Annotated in this window: 13 protein-coding genes; 9 read left to right on the forward strand and 4 right to left on the reverse strand. The window is 64.8% G+C overall.

The annotated features are described in order from the left end of the window. Positions 1–252 precede the first annotated feature (252 nt). The 3 genes from GGD61_RS18945 to GGD61_RS18955 are packed head-to-tail and all read right to left on the reverse strand — an operon-like array spanning position 253 to position 5904. Positions 253–3627, reverse strand: a complete 3375-nt coding sequence (locus tag GGD61_RS18945) for an error-prone DNA polymerase (RefSeq protein WP_092256726.1) — start codon at positions 3625–3627, stop codon at positions 253–255. After that, positions 3624–5219 carry a DNA polymerase Y family protein gene (locus GGD61_RS18950; protein WP_183230990.1) on the reverse strand — a complete coding sequence of 532 codons (1596 nt, stop codon included), beginning with the start codon at positions 5217–5219 and terminating at the stop codon, positions 3624–3626. Before GGD61_RS18950 ends, GGD61_RS18945 begins: the two co-directional genes overlap by 4 nt. Beyond that, positions 5116–5904: an ImuA family protein gene (locus GGD61_RS18955; RefSeq protein WP_092256729.1), complete on the reverse strand. Its 789-nt coding sequence runs from the start codon at positions 5902–5904 to the stop codon at positions 5116–5118. The genes GGD61_RS18950 and GGD61_RS18955 overlap by 104 nt, the downstream gene beginning before the upstream one ends. A gap of 163 nt (positions 5905–6067) precedes the next feature. Here GGD61_RS18955 and GGD61_RS18960 point away from each other — a divergent pair, with 163 nt between their 5' ends. The 3 genes from GGD61_RS18960 (at position 6068) to GGD61_RS18970 (ending at position 10472) form a co-directional block, all read left to right on the forward strand. Beyond that, complete coding sequence (locus GGD61_RS18960) at positions 6068–7303, forward strand: putative DNA modification/repair radical SAM protein (RefSeq protein WP_026201542.1); 1236 nt, start codon at positions 6068–6070, stop codon at positions 7301–7303. After that, the gene (locus GGD61_RS18965) at positions 7303–8745 is read left to right on the forward strand and encodes a UdgX family uracil-DNA binding protein (protein WP_092256732.1); all 1443 of its coding nucleotides are present in this window, start codon (positions 7303–7305) and stop codon (positions 8743–8745) included. The genes GGD61_RS18960 and GGD61_RS18965 overlap by 1 nt, the downstream gene beginning before the upstream one ends. A gap of 98 nt (positions 8746–8843) precedes the next feature. Beyond that, on the forward strand, positions 8844–10472 hold the full coding sequence (locus GGD61_RS18970) for an inorganic phosphate transporter (RefSeq protein ID WP_091953325.1): 1629 nt from the start codon (positions 8844–8846) through the stop codon (positions 10470–10472). 73 nt (positions 10473–10545) lie between these two features. Here the strand turns inward: GGD61_RS18970 and GGD61_RS18975 are convergent, their stop codons facing one another. Beyond that, complete coding sequence (locus tag GGD61_RS18975) at positions 10546–11718, reverse strand: M20 aminoacylase family protein (protein WP_018315712.1); 1173 nt, start codon at positions 11716–11718, stop codon at positions 10546–10548. Between the two features lie 199 nt (positions 11719–11917). Between GGD61_RS18975 and GGD61_RS18980 the strand changes: the two genes are divergently transcribed. The 6 genes from GGD61_RS18980 to GGD61_RS19005 all read left to right on the forward strand — a co-directional run bounded on the left by GGD61_RS18980 (position 11918) and on the right by GGD61_RS19005 (position 17384). Then, positions 11918–13537, forward strand: a complete 1620-nt coding sequence (locus GGD61_RS18980) for a GMC family oxidoreductase (RefSeq protein WP_092256735.1) — start codon at positions 11918–11920, stop codon at positions 13535–13537. 11 nt (positions 13538–13548) lie between these two features. After that, positions 13549–14430 carry an alpha/beta fold hydrolase gene (locus GGD61_RS18985; RefSeq protein WP_183230991.1) on the forward strand — a complete coding sequence of 294 codons (882 nt, stop codon included), beginning with the start codon at positions 13549–13551 and terminating at the stop codon, positions 14428–14430. Between the two features lie 240 nt (positions 14431–14670). Then, on the forward strand, positions 14671–15615 hold the full coding sequence (locus GGD61_RS18990) for a metallophosphoesterase (protein ID WP_018315709.1): 945 nt from the start codon (positions 14671–14673) through the stop codon (positions 15613–15615). A 14-nt stretch (positions 15616–15629) separates the two neighbouring features. Then, complete coding sequence (locus GGD61_RS18995; protein WP_018315708.1) at positions 15630–15965, forward strand: cupredoxin family copper-binding protein; 336 nt, start codon at positions 15630–15632, stop codon at positions 15963–15965. A gap of 103 nt (positions 15966–16068) precedes the next feature. Beyond that, a complete protein-coding gene (locus tag GGD61_RS19000; protein ID WP_092256741.1) occupies positions 16069–16620 on the forward strand; it encodes a sigma-70 family RNA polymerase sigma factor in 552 nt (183 codons plus the stop codon). After that, entirely contained in the window at positions 16617–17384 is a 768-nt protein-coding gene (locus tag GGD61_RS19005; RefSeq protein ID WP_092256744.1) for an anti-sigma factor, read from the forward strand. Before GGD61_RS19000 ends, GGD61_RS19005 begins: the two co-directional genes overlap by 4 nt. Positions 17385–17505: the final 121 nt, after the last annotated feature.

Genomic DNA, 17505 nt, shown 5'->3' on the forward strand with positions numbered 1-17505 from the left:
GCGGCGTACTGGATACCCCGCTTTCACGGCGTATGACGGCTGAGCGTGTGGCACGCTACTTCAACAAATTCGTCATTGCGAGCGGGAAACTCGTAGGGTGGGCAAAGCGACTTGTCCGCCGTAGCTCGAAGAGCGAAGGCGGAAGCGTGCCCACGTCTTCGCGACGAGCCGCAAAAGGAGGTGGGCACGGCGCTTAGGCGCGCCTTTGCCCACCCTACGGCAGCCGTACGTGGCAGCACTCCGCGCCACCCCTCAATGAAAATCCCGCGATGGCGGCAGGATGCGGACGTTGCGGGGGTGGCGGTGTTTTTGCGCCGGCATGTCCGTGAGCGCGCGGGAGTCTTCGTTAAGCGGCTCGACCACGGTGGCACCTGCCGGCACCGGATGCTTGCGGCTCAGGGCGTCGTTGGCGAGGCCGACCAGATCGTGCGAGCGATCGATCATGCGCTGGGCGATGAGATGCGTCACCTTCTCGGGACTGCTCTGGATATAGCCTTCGACCAGGATGAGGCGCGCGCCCATCACCTCTTTCCGGTACTGCTCCATGATCTTGGGCCACACCACGACATTGGCGATGCCGGTTTCGTCCTCCAGCGTCATGAACACGACGCCGCTGGCGCTGCCCGGCCGTTGCCGCACCAGCACCACGCCGGCGCAGCGGACGCGCCGGCGCTCGTTCGCGTGGCTGACATCCTTGCAGGCGACGACGCGCTCGCGCGAAAACATCTCGCGCAAGAATTCCATCGGGTGCCCCTTCAGCGATAGCCGGATGGTCTGGTAGTCCGCGACCACCTGCTCGGAACGCGGCATCACCGGCAGCGGTTGCGCGTGCTCGTCCGGTTGCTCGCGCGCGGTTGCGGCCTCGAACAGCGGCAGCGGCACGTCGTCGGGCAGCCGCCGCACCTGCCACAGCGCCTCGCGACGGTCGAGCCCGAGCGAGCGAAACGCGTCGGCATCGGCCAGCAGGATCAGCGCACGCTTGGGCAGGCCGGTGTCGCGGGCAAAATCCTCCAGCGAGGTGAAGGGGCGGCGGTTGCGGGCGGCGATGATGCGGTCGGCCCAGTCCTCCTGAGTGACGTAGACTTTGCCTTGCCGCTTCGCCTGCTCCTTCTTGAGGACCTCCTCATCGGAATCGAGCCAATGGAAGCCGTCGATCTGGCGAAAGCCAAGGCGGACGGCACAATACCTGCCGTCAGTATTCTCCAGCGTGTTCTGCGCAAAACTATAGGACACGTCGATATCGCGCACCTCGACGCCGTTCTTGCGGGCGTCGCTGACGATCTGTGCCGGCGCATAAAAGCCCATCGGCTGCGAGTTCAGGAGGCCACAGCAGAAGGCGTCGGGGTGATGATATTTCAGCCATGACGAGATGTAGACCAGCTGGGCGAAGCTCGCGGCGTGGCTCTCCGGGAAGCCGTAGGAGCCAAAGCCCTTGATCTGGTCAAAGCAGCTTCTGGCAAAATTGGCATCGTAGCCGCGCGCGACCATATTGCCGATCAGCTTCTCCTCGTATTGGCCAATGGTGCCGACATTGCGGAAGGTCGCCATCGAGCGGCGCAGGCCGTTGGCTTCCTCGGACGTGAATTTTGCCGCCTCGATCGCGATGCGCATAGCCTGCTCCTGGAAGAGAGGCACCCCCTTCGTCTTGTGCAGCACCTTGTAGAGCTCGTCCGCGGGGCCATGCTCGGGCGATGGTGAAGGATAGGTCACTTTCTCAAGCCCGTTCCGCCGCCGCAAATACGGATGTACCATGTCGCCCTGGATCGGACCCGGGCGCACGATGGCAACTTCGATGACGAGATCGTAGAAGGTCCGCGGCTTCAGGCGCGGCAGCATGTTCATCTGGGCGCGGCTCTCGACCTGGAACACGCCGAGCGATTCCCCGTCACACAGCATGTCGTAAACCTTGGGGTCGTCCTGGGGAACGCTCGCCAGCACAAAACGCTCGCCTTTGTGGTCTGCGATCAGATCAAAACATTTCCGGATGCAGGTCAGCATGCCCAGCGCGAGCACGTCGACCTTCATCATGTTGAGCGCGTCGACGTCGTCCTTGTCCCATTCGATGAAGGTGCGGTCGTCCATCGCCGCGTTGCCGATCGGGACATAGGTGTCGAGCCGGTCCTGCGTCAGCACATAGCCGCCGACGTGCTGGGACAGGTGGCGCGGAAATTCGATCAGCTCGGTCGCAAGCTCGACAGCAAGGTTGATCATGGGATTTTGTGGATCGAGCCCGGCCTGCCTGACCTGCATGTCGTTGAGACCCTTGCCCCAGCTGCCCCAGACGGTGTCGGCGAGCGCGGCAGTGACGTCCTCGGTCAGGCCCAGCGCCTTGCCGACGTCGCGGATGGCGCTGCGCGGGCGATAGTGGATGACCGTTGCGATGATCGCGGCACGATGGCGGCCGTAGCGGCGATAGACATATTGCATCACCTCCTCGCGCCGGGAATGCTCGAAATCGACGTCGATATCGGGCGGCTCCAGCCGCTCCTTGGAGATGAAGCGCTCGAACAGCAGATCGACCTTGGTCGGATCGACCGAGGTGATGCCGAGCACGTAGCACACGGCCGAATTCGCCGCCGATCCCCGCCCCTGGCACAGAATGTTCTGGCTGCGCGCGTAGTGCACGATGTCGTGCACGGTGAGGAAATAATGTGCGTATTTCAGCTCGGCGATCAGCGCGAGCTCTTTGTTCAACGTCGCGCGCAGCTTGTCGTCGATCTTACCTCCAAAATATTTATCGACGCCCGCCCAGGTCAAATCCTCCAGATGCCCTTGCGCGGTCTTGCCCGGCGGCACCGGCTCGTCCGGATACTGGTATTTGAGCTGGTCGAGCGAGAAGTCGATCTTCCCCGCAAAACGCATGGTCTCCGCGATCGCCTCGGGGATATCGCGGAACAGCCGCGCCATCTCCCTGGGCGTCTTCAGAAACCGCTCGGCATTGGCTTCCAGCTTCCGTCCGACTGCTTCGATCGTGGTCTTTTCCCGGATGCAGGTCAGCACGTCCTGAAGCGGACGGCGGCCGGGATCGTGATAAAGCACCTCGTTGGTCGCGAGCAGCGGCACTTTTGCTTCGGCGGCGAGGTCATCGAGCCGTGCCAGGCGGCGCCGGTCGTCGCCGCGATAGATCAGGCTCGCCGCGAGCCACACGCCTTCGGCGCGGCTCGCCTTTAGTTTTGCAAGCACATCCAGCGCCTGCGCCGGCTCGAAGCGATGCGGCAACGTCAGGACCAGGAGCTGGCCTTCCGAAAATTCCAGGAGATCGGCGAAAGTGAGACGGCACTCGCCCTTCTCGATCCGCGTGATGTCGTCGCCGCGCTTGCCTTTGGTCAGGAGCTGGCACAGCCGGCCATAGGCGGCGCGGTCGCGCGGGTAGACAAAAATGTCGGGCGTGCCGTCGATGAAGACGATGCGCGCACCGATCAGCAGTTTCGGCTTGTGCAACACCTTGTCATTGTCGAGCTCATTCCAGGCCCGCACCACGCCGGCGAGCGTGTTGTGGTCGGCGATTCCGATCGCGGGAATGCCGAGCTTGCTCGCCTGATGCACATAGGCTCGCGGATCCGAGCCACCGCGCAGGAAGGAGAAGTTCGTGGTGATGCCGATTTCGGCATAGGCGGGCGTATTCATGCGAAGAGACCGTGCACATACCAGCCGGGAGAAGCAGGCTCACCGTCGCCGTCGAACACCTCCCCCTCGTAAAGTCCGTCGCGAAAAATCCAGAAGCGCAGGCCCTCGGCGTCCTCGATGCGAAAGTAATCCCGCGTCAGCTGCTTGCCGTCCTGCCGCCACCATTCCATCGCGATACGCTCGGGTCCTTCCACCCTCACCACGGCATGCAGCGCGCGGCGCCAGGTGAACTGATGCGGCGGACCATCCGGCACGGCCGCGAACGGCACCTTGATCGGCTCCGGCTTGTCGAACAGCCTCAAGGGGCGCAGCGGCGGCTCGCTTTCGGTCCGTGCCGGCCATTCGGCCTGCATGGCGGCGGCGAGATGATGCTGCGCCGGCGCGGCCATCACCGCACATTCGGGGATATGGGTATCCTCAGGCAGGTGCACGACGACGCGCTTTCCGCCGATGCGCGCGGCGATGCGGTCGATCAGCGCGGCAAGCTCGTCATTGTCGTGGACATGGGCGTCGAGATCGCGCTGCTCCTGCACCACGATCTCGGTGCGGCTCGCCGACAGCCGAACCATGTCGAAGCCGAAACCGGGATCCAGCGGATCGGCGAGCGCGTCGAGGCGCTCGCGAAACAGCCGGTCGATCACCGCGCTTCGCGTCACCGGACGTCCGGTCTCGACCATGATCGCGCGCACCACGCCGTCGGTGCGGAAGAACGCGGCTTCCAGCCGGCGCGCGCCCTTGCCCTGCTTCTCCATGGAGGCAATCAGCGTGTCCGCCAGCCGCGACAGCGTCATTGCGATCATGGTGTCGGTCGCGATCGGCTCGGCGAAACGCTTCTCCACGATGTAATCAGGCAGCGGTTTGCGCGGGTTGATCGGCGCATCGCCCTGTCCTAGCGCATGCGCGAGCAGCGTGGAGAACCGCGCCCCGAACCGCGCCGTAATCTCGCTCGGCGAGCGCGCGGCGACGTCGCCGATGGTCTTGAGGCCGGCGCGACGCAGGCCGGTGGTGATGGCCTCGCCCGCACCGAGCGCGGACACCGGAAACCGGCTGATCGCCCTCGCCTCTTCGCCATCGGCAACGATGGTGCCCGTGGCCTGCCGCGTCAGCGTGCGCGCGCAGACCGAGGTGCCGGCGATGGCCGCGCTGACGGCAAAGCCTTGTCGGCCGAGCGCACGAACCAGCGCTTGCAGCAACGCAGCCTCGCCGCCGAACAGATGCGCACAGCCGGTGATGTCGAGGAACAGCCCATGCGGCGGGTCGAGCGCGACCAGCGGCGTGAAGCGGTCGCACCAGTCGGCGATGTCGCTAAGCGTCTTCGCATCGGCCGCGACATCGGCATCGAACACTTTCAGGTCCGGGCACATCGCCCGCGCATTGGCCAGCGGCTGACCGATGTACAGGCCGAGGCGCTCGGCAGCCTCGTCCAGCGCATGGATCACCAGCGCATTGTTGTCCTTGATGACGACGATGCTCGGCTCATGATTGGTTTTACCCAGCCCGGCGCTGTTGAAGAAACGCTGGATCCGGTCGATGGGCAGGCGCGGCAGCCACAGGCTGAGAATACGTCGACGGTTCACTGAACTGGCACTCATCACAATTCCATTCCATGATCCACCGGCCGCAGGGGCCATGACGATTACGCAAGAGTTCGGCATCGAAGCGCGGCGCGCCCCATGCGTCCCACACCGATCCCGGCGGCGAATGCGCCGCGCGCAGCATCCACCGTGTCTCCGCGGTCGAAGGCAGCGGCTGCGCCGCCATCCGCAGCATCAGGCCGGTGACGCCGGAGCCTTGCGCGGCCAGCGTCAGCTTGCGGCTCGCCACGAGATCGAACTGCTTGGTCTCGCCCCAGAGCTCGAGCACGACGGCGCCGAGCGCATCGCAAGCGAGCGCATCGGCCGAGGTACGCAGCGCGCTCTCGACATCGGCGGCGCGCACCATCACCACGCGGCGCGGATCGAGGCCGAGCTCGGCGAGCCCGCTCATCGACAGCGCGCCTGCCTCTATCTCCAAGAAATCCTGCCGTACCCACAGCAACGGCCGCTGCGCCGAGACGCGCCCGGCAAGCCCCATGACGAAGCCGGTCGCGGCCGTCCCCTGCCGTCCCTCACAAAACACCTCGTGAATCGCCGCGCGCGCGAGCCCGCCCTTCAGCGCGTTGTCGGCTTCGCTATGACCGAGTGCGACGCGATCGTGCGGATGCACGACCGTCGCCGTCTCGATACGCTCGATCTGGCCGCGCAAGGTCGCAAGCGCGCTTTGACGTGCGCCGCTCATGCTCGCCGCTCCTTCAGAGGTGATTGCCGATGGCTCTCAAAAAGAGAACCAGCGGCTGGCTCATTTGTTCATGATATGTTCTAATATAAAGCTAACGGCGCATAGAGAGTCAATCGAATTGGCGCGCAAGCGGATTCATGAGCTGAATCAAAGGGATTCCAAGATGGACGTACAACGCAAGCTGGAAATCCTGGCGGACGCCGCCAAATACGACGCGTCCTGCGCCTCCAGCGGCACCGAGAAGCGGGATTCCAGCGACGGCAAGGGCATGGGTTCGACCGCGCCCGGCATGGGCATCTGCCATTCCTACGCGCCGGATGGACGCTGCATCTCGCTGCTCAAGGTGCTGCTGACCAACGCCTGCAATTACGATTGCCTCTATTGCGTCAACCGCGCCTCCTCGAACGTGCCGCGCGCCCGCTTCACCGTCGACGAATTGGTCAAGCTCACGCTCGACTTCTACCGTCGCAACTACATCGAGGGCCTGTTTCTCTCCTCCGGCATCATCCGCAGCCCCGACTACACTATGGAGCAGGTGGTGAGCGTCGCGCGAAAGCTGCGCGAGGAGCATCACTTCCGCGGCTATATCCATCTCAAGACCATTCCCGAGGCCGACGATGCGCTGATCGCGGAAGCCGGCAAATATGCCGATCGTCTCTCCATCAACATCGAGATGCCCGAGGAGACGAGCCTGCAGCAATTCGCGCCGGAGAAGGACGTGCGCGCGATCCGCCGCACCATGGGCCGGCTGCGGCTGAAGCTCGACGAGGCCGAGGAAGGCCGCAGTGCGAAGACCAGGGCCAAGCCGCAGCGCTTCGCGCCGGCGGGCCAAAGCACGCAGATGATCGTCGGCGCTGATGCTGCCTCCGACCACACCATTCTCCACACCAGCGCCAATCTCTACGGCGCCTACCGCCTGCGGCGCGTCTACTACTCCGCCTTCAGCCCGATCCCCGACGCCAGCCGCGCCTTGCCTCTGGTGCAGCCGCCGCTGCTGCGCGAGCACCGGCTCTACCAGGCCGACTGGCTGATGCGGTTCTACGGTTTCGATGTCGGCGAGATCGTCGACGACAGCGCGATGCTGCCGCTCGACATCGATCCAAAACTCGCCTGGGCGCTGCGCCATCGCGACCGCTTCCCGCTCGACGTCAACCGCGCCAGCCGCGAGGAGCTGCTGCGCGTGCCGGGCTTCGGCACCAAAACGGTCGAGCGCATCATTACGACGCGGCGCACCACCACGATCCGTCTCTCCGATCTCGCGCGGCTGCACGTGCCCAAGCACAAGGCCCTGCCATTCATCGTCCTCAGCGATCACCGCCCCTCGCCGCATCGTCTCGATGCCGCCGGGCTGATCGAGCGCTTCAAGCCGAAAGCAACACAATTGGGATTTGGCTTCTGATGCAGTACATCACCCTCGACAACGAAACCGATTTCGACGGCTGGCGCAAAGCCGCGCGCAGCCTCGTGCTTCATCATGTGCAGCCGACCGATGTCAGCTGGACCGTGCGGGGCGGCGAAGCCGAGCTGTTCGCGCCGCAAGCGCCGTCTCCGATCCTCGAGGTGAACGACGGCACCTTCAATGTCTCCGCAAAATTTGTCGAACTCGCCCAGGCTGCAATCCTGCACCGCGATATCAAGCGCTTTGCGATCCTCTATCGCCTGCTGTTTCGGCTGAAGGACAACCACGACCTCATCGAGGTCGCGACCGACCCTGACGTCGCGCAAGTCACGGCGATGGCGCGAGCGGTCCATCGCGACGAGCACAAGATGCACGCCTTCGTCCGCTTCCGCGAGGTCGGACGCGAGCGCGCAGCGCATTACGTTGCCTGGTTCGAGCCGGAGCATCACATCGTCGAGCTTGCAGCCCCATTCTTCGCAAAACGCTTTGCCGACATGCCCTGGTCGATCCTGACGCCGGGCCTCTGCGCGCATTGGGACGGCCACGCGCTCGCGTTCACGCCGGGCGTCAGCAAGAGCGAAGCGCCGGGCGAAGACCGGCTGGAGGAAACCTGGCGGCGCTATTACGCCAGCATCTTCAATCCAGCCCGGCTCAAGGTGAAGGCGATGCAGGCCGAGATGCCGAAGAAATATTGGAGGAACCTGCCCGAGGCTTCGATCATTAAGCCCTTGATCGAGGACGCCGAACGCATGACCGGCGCCATGATCGCCAATGCCGCAACCGAGCCGCACAAGCCTCAGAAGCGGCCGGAGGCTCCGATGAAACGCAAGCGAGCTGCCGACGATCTCGAAGCGCTCCGCGAGGAGGCCGCGCATTGCCGCGCCTGCCATCTCTACAAGGACGCGACCCAGACCGTGTTCGGCGAGGGCCCGAGATCCGCCAATATCATGCTGGTCGGCGAGCAGCCCGGCGACAAGGAAGATCTCGCCGGCCATCCGTTCGTCGGTCCGGCCGGCCAGATGCTCGACCGTGCGCTGGAGGAGGCCGGTGTCGATCGCAAGAAGGTCTATGTCACCAATGCGGTGAAGCACTTCAAATTCGTGCCGCGCGGAAAGATCCGCCTGCACCAGAAGCCGAATACGCCGGAGATCCGGGCCTGCCGGCAATGGTATGAGCGGGAAGTCTTGGCAATTCAGCCTGATCTGATCGTGGCGATGGGTGCCACCGCCGCGCAAAGCGTGTTCGGCAAGATCACCCCCATCGGCAAGACCCGCGGCCGGCTCATCGACCTTCCCGACGGACGCAAAGCGCTGGTGACGGTGCACCCGTCCTATCTGCTGCGGCTGCCCGATCCGGAAGCCAAGGTGCAGGAATATCAGCGTTTTGTCGACGATTTGAAGATCGCTGCCGGCTTGCAGAAGAGAGCCGCGCGGGCCGCCTAAATACTGGCAGGAAAACGGTTTTCAACCGCCGCTTGTCATCCAGCCTTCAAATCCATCGCGGACAATACCCTTACTTCAAAGTTAAGGGGCGTCCAGACATGACCGATGTAGCATTCGACCGCGCGGTAGCCGATCCCGCGCCGATCCAGCCGGCCTCGCGGCCAAATCTCGACAAGGGCTTCAATCCGCTGACGATGATCCTGTTCTTCGGTATCCTCGCCGCGGGCCTGCTGTTCGTCGCCTACAGCATCTATGTCGACGTCAACGCAACCGGCGCACGCGTGACGAGCTACCTGCCCTACATCCTGTTGTTCGTCGCGCTCCTGATCGCGCTCGGCTTCGAATTCGTCAACGGCTTCCACGACACCGCCAATGCGGTGGCGACCGTGATCTACACCCATTCGCTGCCGGCCGAAGTCGCGGTGATGTGGTCGGGCTTCTTCAACTTCCTCGGCGTGCTCATGTCCTCCGGCGCGGTCGCCTTCGGCATCGTCTCGCTGCTGCCGGTCGAGCTGATCCTGCAGGTCGGCTCCAGCGCCGGCTTCGCGATGGTGTTCGCGTTGCTGATCGCCGCGATCCTGTGGAATCTCGGCACCTGGTTCTTCGGCCTGCCCGCCTCCTCGTCGCACACGCTGATCGGCTCGATCATCGGCGTCGGCGTCGCCAACGCCGTCATGCGCGGTCGCGACGGCACCTCGGGCGTGGACTGGACCAAGGCGACCGAGATCGGCTACGCGCTGCTGCTGTCGCCGCTGTTCGGCTTCATCTGCGCTGCGACGCTGCTGCTGCTGCTCAAGTTCATCGTGCGCAACCCGGCCCTGTATGCCGCGCCCGAGGGCAACAAGGCGCCGCCGCTCTGGATCCGCGGCCTCTTGATCGCGACCTGCACCGGCGTCAGTTTCGCGCACGGCTCGAACGACGGCCAGAAGGGCATGGGCCTGATCATGCTGATCCTGATTGGCACCGTGCCGACCGCCTATGCGCTCAACCGCGCACTGCCGGAATCCCAGGTCGCCCAGTTCCAGAAGGTCTCGGATGCTGCTTCCAAGGTGATCGCGGCCAAGGGTGCCGGTCACTCGATCATCGGCGATCCCCGTCCTGCGGTGACGCAGTACATCACCTCGCACCACATCAGCGAAGGCACCTACCCCTCGCTGTCGGTGCTGGTGAAGGATGTCGGCGACCAGGTCGCGAAATACGGCTCGCTCAACAAGGTGCCGGCGGAAGTCGTCGGCAACACCCGTAACGACATGTACCTGACCTCGGAAGCGATCCGCTTCCTGATGAAGGACAAGGAAAACGACCTCAACAAGGAAGAGGTCGCGACCTTGAACGCCTACAAGGGCGGGCTCGACAGCGCCACGAAGTTCATCCCGACCTGGGTGAAGGTCGCCGTCGCCATCGCTCTCGGCCTCGGCACCATGATCGGCTGGAAGCGCATCGTCATCACGGTCGGCGAGAAGATCGGCAAGAGCCATCTGACCTACGCGCAAGGCGCCTCGGCCGAGCTGGTGGCCGCCGCTACGATCGGCGCCGCCGACGTGTTCGGCCTGCCGGTCTCCACCACCCATGTGCTGTCATCCGGCGTCGCCGGCACCATGGCCGCGAACGGTTCGGGCCTGCAAATGGCGACCATCCGCAATCTGTTGATGGCCTGGGTCCTGACGCTGCCCTGCGCGATCATGCTGTCGGCCACGCTCTACGTGATCTTCTCGCGGATCTTCTGAGCAATCACGCTCCTCAAAGACAAAGGGCCCGTGCGATGCACGGGCCCTTTTCATTTGCGCTTGAAGCTCGGCGTTACGACGCCGCCAGCGATTCCTCGACCAGCTTGACCCAGTAGGACGTGCCGAACACGATCGCCTCGTCGTTGAAATTGTAGGCGGGGTGATGCAGGCCGGCGCTGTCGCCGTTGCCGCAGAAGATGAAGGCCCCGGGGCGCGCTTCCAGCATGTAGGCGAAATCCTCGCCGCCCATCAGCGGCGGCATCTCGTGCACGTTGGCATCGCCGGCAACCTGCTTTGCAATGCGCCGCGCCACCTCGGTCTCCGCGGCGTGGTTGTTCACGACGGGATAGTTGCGCTGGTAGCGCAAGTCGATCTTCGCGCCGGTGATCTGTGCGACGCCCGCCACCACCTCATGCACGCGCTTCTCGACCAGCTTGCGCACCTCGGGCGAGAGCGTGCGGATGGTGCCCTTCAGCGTCGCGGTCTGCGGAATGACGTTGCGGGCGTTGCCGGCGTGGAATTCGCAGATCGAGATCACGGCCGATTCCAGCGGATCGACGCTGCGCGCGACGATCGACTGCAGCGCGGTGATCACCTGCGCGCCGACCAGCACGGAATCGACGCATTTGTGCGGACGCGCGGCATGACCGCCGAGGCCCTCGATCATGATATCGACCTCGTCGGTCGCCGCCATGATCGGGCCCGGCCGGATCGCGAACGAGCCGATCGGAATACCGGGGCCGTTGTGCATACCGTAGACCTGCTCGATGCCGAAGCGCTCCATCAGGCCGTCCTTGACCATGGCCGCGCCGCCGGCGCCGCCCTCCTCTGCGGGCTGGAAGATCACGACCGCATCGCCGGCGAAATTGCGGGTTTCGGCGAGGTAGCGGGCGGCCCCGAGCAGCATCGCGGTGTGGCCGTCATGGCCGCAGGCGTGCATCTTGCCGGGGGTCTTGGAGGCGTAAGGCAGGTTGGTCTGCTCCTCGACCGGCAGCGCATCCATGTCGGCGCGCAGGCCGATCGTCTTGAGCCCCTCGCCAGCCGGCTTGTTGCCCTTGATCACACCGACCACGCCGGTCTGGCCGAGCCCGGTGACGACCTCGTCGCAACCGAACTCGCGCAACCGGTCCGCGACGAATGCTGCAGTGCGATGAACATCGTACAGCAGCTCGGGATGCTCGTGGATGTCCCGGCGCCAGGCCTGAATATCGGGTTGAAGGTCGGCGACGCGGTTCACGATGGGCATGGAAGGTCTCAAGCTTTGTTGAAAATGCAGGAATGTCTACCATGCAAGCGCCAGTCCACCCAACTGCCGCGCGCCGAGGGTAACCCTGTCCTCTCGTCATGGCCGGGCTTGTCCCGGCCATCCACGTCTGACTATTAGAACAGAAAGTGCGTGGATGCCGGGACAAGCCCGGGCATGACGCCGGTTGGGTGGAAGCAGAATGCCGAGGCGGCTCGAAGGTGAATTTGATTACATTGTCGTCGGGGCCGGTACGGCGGGCTGCATCGTCGCCAACCGGCTGTCGGCCGATCCCGGCAATCGCGTCCTCGTCCTCGAAGCCGGCGGCGACGACAACTGGATCTGGTTCCACATCCCGGTCGGCTATCTCTTCGCGATCGGCAATCCGCGCTCGGACTGGATGTTCAAGACCGAGGCCGAGCCTGGCCTGAACGGCCGTTCGCTCGCCTATCCCCGCGGCAAGGTCATCGGCGGCTGCTCGGCGATCAATGCCATGATCTCGATGCGCGGCCAGGCCGCGGACTATGACCATTGGCGCCAGCTCGGCATGACCGGCTGGGGCTATGACGATGTGCTGCCGCTGTTCAAGAAGCTCGAAGACCACTTCCTCGGCGCCAGCGAGCATCACGGCGCCGGGGGCGGCTGGCGCATCGAGGCGCCGCGGCTGTCATGGGACGTCCTCGATGCCGTCGGCGATGCCGCCGAGGAGATGGGCATCAAGCGCATCCCGGATTTCAACACCGGCGACAACGAGGGCACCAGCTATTTCCACGTCAACCAGAAGCGCGGTCGGCGCTGGTCCTCAGCGCGCGGCTTCCTCAAGCCCGCCTTGAGGCGCCCCAATTTGCGGCTCGAGAAGCACGTGCTGGTCGACCGCCTGATCATCGAGCAGGGCCGCGCCGTCGGCGTGCGTTTCATCCAGAACGGCGAGATGATCGAAGCGCGAGCGAAACGCGAGGTGGTCCTGTCGGCCGGCTCGATCGGCTCGGTGCAGGTGCTGCATCGCTCCGGCATCGGCCCCGCCGACTGGCTGTCGCCCCTCGGCATCGACATTGTCATGGACAAGCCCGGCGTCGGCCGCAATCTGCAGGATCACCTGCAGCAGCGTGCGATCTACAAGGTCGAGGGCGTGCGCACGCTGAACGAGACCTATTACAATCTGTTTCGCCGCGGATTGATGGGCCTCGACTACGCCTTCCGCCGCCGCGGTCCCCTGACCATGGCGCCCTCGCAGCTCGGCATCTTCACGCGCTCCGACGCGACGCGCGCACGCGCGAACATCCAATTCCACGTGCAACCGCTGTCGCTCGACAAGTTCGGCGATCCCCTGCACCGTTTCCCCGCCATCACGGTCAGCGCCTGCAATCTCCAGCCGACCTCGCGCGGCACCGTGCGGCTGCGTTCGGCGAGCCCTGACGAGAAGCCGATCATCGCGCCGAATTATCTGTCGACCGACGACGACCGCCAGGTCGGCGCCGACGCCATCCGCACCACGCGCCGCCTGATGCAGCAGAAAGCGCTGGCACGATACCGCCCGAGCGAATATCTGCCCGGCCCCTCCGTCGGCGACGACGATGCATCGCTCGCAAAGGCTGCCGGCGATATCGGCACCACCATCTTCCATCCCGTCGGCACGGCGAAGATGGGCGCGGTGAGCGATCCCATGGCGGTGGTCGACGAACGCCTGCGATTCTACGGGCTCGAAGGCCTGCGCATTGTCGATGCTTCGATCATGCCGACCATCACCTCCGGCAACACGAATACGCCGACGGCGATGATCGCCGAGAAGGGCGCGACGATGATTTTGGAGGATGCGAAGTAGCATCCTGTCGCATGATCAATCCTAACCGCTTTTCAATCGGCCCCGCCGACGCAGCGATCGCCATGCTGCAATGGGGTGAAAGCGGCAAGCCGCCTGCTCTGCTCGTGCATGGCACCGGTTTCGTCGCCGACGTCTGGGACGAAGTCGCGCGCGAGCTAGCATCGACCTATACGGTCTATGCGCTCGACCGCCGCGGCCATGGCGCCAGCCACAAGCCCGGCGCCTATCACTTCCTGGACTATGCCGAGGATGTCTGCCGGGTGATCGATGCACTCGAGCTGCGCGACGTCTACGGCATCGGCCACAGCGCCGGCGCGACCGACCTTCTGCTGGCGGCAAAGCTCTTGCCCGGACGCTTCACACGTCTGTTCGTGATGGAGCCGACCATCATGGACCCGCGCGCGGCGCGCCCCGGAGGGTTGGGCGAGGAATCCCTGTCGCGAGTCCAGGGCACGCTGCGCCGGCGCGCCGTGTTCGACAGTGCCGAGGCCGTCTTCGAACGCTACCGCACAGCGCCGGCGTTTGCGGATTGGACCGAGATCTCGCTTCGAGCCTATGTACGCCACGGCTTCGTGCCGCTCGACGATGGCCGGGTGCGACTCTGCTGCACGCCGGAGATCGAGTGCGCAATCCTGCGTCCGATCTACGAGGCGATGGAGCAGGTCTATGTCGGCGATGCCCGCGGTAATCCGTTTGCCTCGCTCACCGAAATCGACTGCCCGGTGCGCGTCACGACCGCGGCGAAGTCCGGTCCGATCTACTGGGAGATGGCGCGACGCGCGGTGTCGCTGATTCCGCGCGTCAGCACGCTGGTGTTCGAGAACGCCGGGCATTGCGTGGCGCAAGAAGTGCCGGAGCGTGCGGCCGAGGCCGTGAGAGAGTTCACAAAATAGTCTCGTGCCCCGACGCAGCGCAGCACGCAGTGATGCGCTGCTGAGCCGGGGCCCATCTCACCGCGTGCCGTGCCGCCTTCTTGGGTCCCGGCTCTGCAACGCATCACCAAGAGGTGCTGCGTTGCGCCCGGGACACGAGACTTCCCCTCACGAAATCGTCATCACCTCCCGCGAATAAGCCTCCCCCTCCCCCGATCACCTCCTCTGAAAGCCCAATTCCGGGCGACGTGGAGAGATGCGATGAGCGGACATGATCACGGCGGCGACGGCGTCAGCCGCCGCAAGGTGCTGGAATGCATGACCTGGGCCGGCACCGGGGTGCTCTGGACCGTCACCGGCGGTGTGCCGCGCTCACTCGGCATCATCGATTCCGCACAGGCTGCGACCGCAGCCGCGCCCGGCATGAGCTTCCTCCAGATCAGCGACAGCCATGTCGGCTTCGACAAGCCGGCCAATCCCAACGCACTCGGCACGCTGGAGGAGGCTGTGGGCAAGATCAACGCGATGCCGGCCAAACCGTCCTTCATGATCCATACCGGCGACATCACGCATCTGTCCAAGGCCGCCGAATTCGACAATGCCGAGCGCATCATCTCGCAGAGCAAGCTCGATGTGCACTACGTGCCCGGCGAGCATGACTTCCTCGACGAGGAGGTGAAGTTGTATCGCGAGCGCTATGGCCGCGGCACCAAGGGCCAGGGCTGGTATTCCTTCGATGCCGGCGGCGTGCACTTCATCGGCCTCGTCAACGTCGTCGACCTCAAGGCCGGCGGCCTCGGCAATCTCGGCGCCGAGCAACTTGCCTGGCTCCAGGACGATCTGCGCGGCAAGTCGAAATCGACGCCGATCGTGCTGTTCGCCCACATCCCGCTCTGGACCGTCTATCCGGAATGGGGCTGGGGCACCGAGGACGGCGGCCGCGCGCTGGAACAGGTGAAGGGTTTTGGCTCGGTCACCGTGCTGAACGGACACATTCACCAGGTGATGCAGAAGGTCGAGGGTAACGTCACCTTCCACACCGCGCGCTCCACCGCCTTCCCGCAGCCGGCGCCGGGAGCCGCCGCCTCGCCCGGACCGATGAAGGTCGAGGACGCCAGGCTCCGCGGCATGCTCGGCGTTGCCAGCATCAACTTCAAGCAGAACGAGCAGCGGCTCGCGATCATCGACACGCCGCTCCAGGGCTAAGGTGGAAGCTGACAATGAAGACCCTCAACCGCCGCGCCTTCGGCGTCGATCTCGGCCTCGCTCTGGCCGCGGCCATCCTGCTGCCCGCAACAAGCGCTCGTGCCGACGACATGGAGATCCATATCGACAATTTCGTCTTCCAGCCGGCCGAGCTCAAGATCAAGGCCGGCACCACCGTGACCTGGACCAACCGGGACGACATCCCCCACACCGTGGTGTCGGCCGGCAAGTTCAGGTCCAAGACCCTGGACACTGACGACAAGTTCTCTTTCACCTTCACCAACGCGGGCGATTACAAGTATTTTTGTTCGCTGCACCCGCACATGACGGGGATGATCAAGGTTGAGTAACGTCTCCAACCAAGGCATCAACGTCTTGCCCGGCCGGTGGTCCCACGCCGGCCGGGCTCCTGCGTCTCCGGCGACATCAGGCGAAGCGGCAAAGCGAGCGGCGATGCCACCGACAAATGACGATCCAGACAAGGCGCAACGCTTCCGCGAGGCGGCGCTGCCCCATCTCGACGACGTCTACACGCTCGCGCGCTATCTGCTGCGCGACGCCTCCGACGCGGAAGATGCGGTGCAGGAGTGCTATCTGCGCGCGTTGAAGCACTTCGACAGCTATCGCGGGCCGGCGATGAAGCCATGGCTGTTCGCGATCCTGCGCAATGTCTGCAACGCCGAATATGCGCGGCGCGCGCATCGGCCCAGCGCGATCGAGGACACGCCCGGCGCCAACGAGCAGACGCCGATATGGCAGGAGAGCGAGGCAAGTCCCGAGACCGAAGTGCTGCGCAGCCGCGATGCTGGCGCCATCCGCAGGCTGATCGACGCGCTCGCCGAACCGTTCAGGGAAGCCTTCGTGCTGCGCGAGATCAACAACCTTTCCTATCGTGAAATCGCAGAAGCCGTCGGCGCGCCCATCGGCACCGTGATGTCCCGCCTCGCTCGCGCCCGTACCCTGCTGCGCGCGGCCTGGACGGCGGAAGAGGAGCAAGCGAAATGACCTGCGACGAAGCAAGGATCCTGCTTCACGCGCTGCTCGACAACGAGCTCGATGCCGGCCACGCGCGCGAGGTCGAAGCCCATATCGCCAGCTGCCCGGACTGCGCGGCGGAGCTTGCCGCACAGCGCGAGATGCAGCGCGTGCTGGCCAATACCAGTCTGGGCTACAGCGCGCCCGCAAGCCTGCGCACCAGGATCGAGGCCTCGCTGCCGCAACTGCAGCGCCAGCAGCCAACCCGCCGCTCCGTGCTGCGTGGCTTTGCGATGGGCTCGGCGGTCTCCGCGCTCGCCGCAACCGGAATCGTCGCCATCGTGCTGCGCCAGGACGACCAGCAGCGCATCCTCTCGGAGGTCGTCTCCGCGCATCTGCGCTCGCTGCAGGCTGGCCACCTCACCGACGTGATCTCGACCGACCAGCACACGGTCAAGCCGTGGTTCAACGGCAAGCTCGATGTCGCCCCGCCCGTGATCGATCTTACCGCGCAGGGTTTTACCCTGGTCGGCGGCCGGCTCGACTATATCGACGCCCGCGCCATTGGCGCCGTCGTCTACAAGCGTCGCCAGCACGTCATCAATTTGTTCGTGGCGCAGACCGCGAGCACCGAGCATCGGCCGCCGAAGACCCAGACCATGCAGGGCTTCAACTGCCGCCGCTGGGGCGAGCGCGGCCTGAACTTCTGGGCCGTCAGCGACATCGGCGCCGATGAGCTCGCCGAGTTCGTCGACAAGTTCGAGACAGCCATGAAGGCGAATGTGGAGGGGTAGATCTTGCTACACCATCATTGCGAGGAGCTCGCGATAAAATTGCGAAGCAACTTTGCGCTAGCGACGAAGCCCCAGGTTGCCTCCGCAGAGACAGTCTGGATTGCTTCGCTTCGCTCGCAAT

The organism is Bradyrhizobium sp. SBR1B, assembly GCF_014198205.1.
Lineage (GTDB): Bacteria > Pseudomonadota > Alphaproteobacteria > Rhizobiales > Xanthobacteraceae > Bradyrhizobium.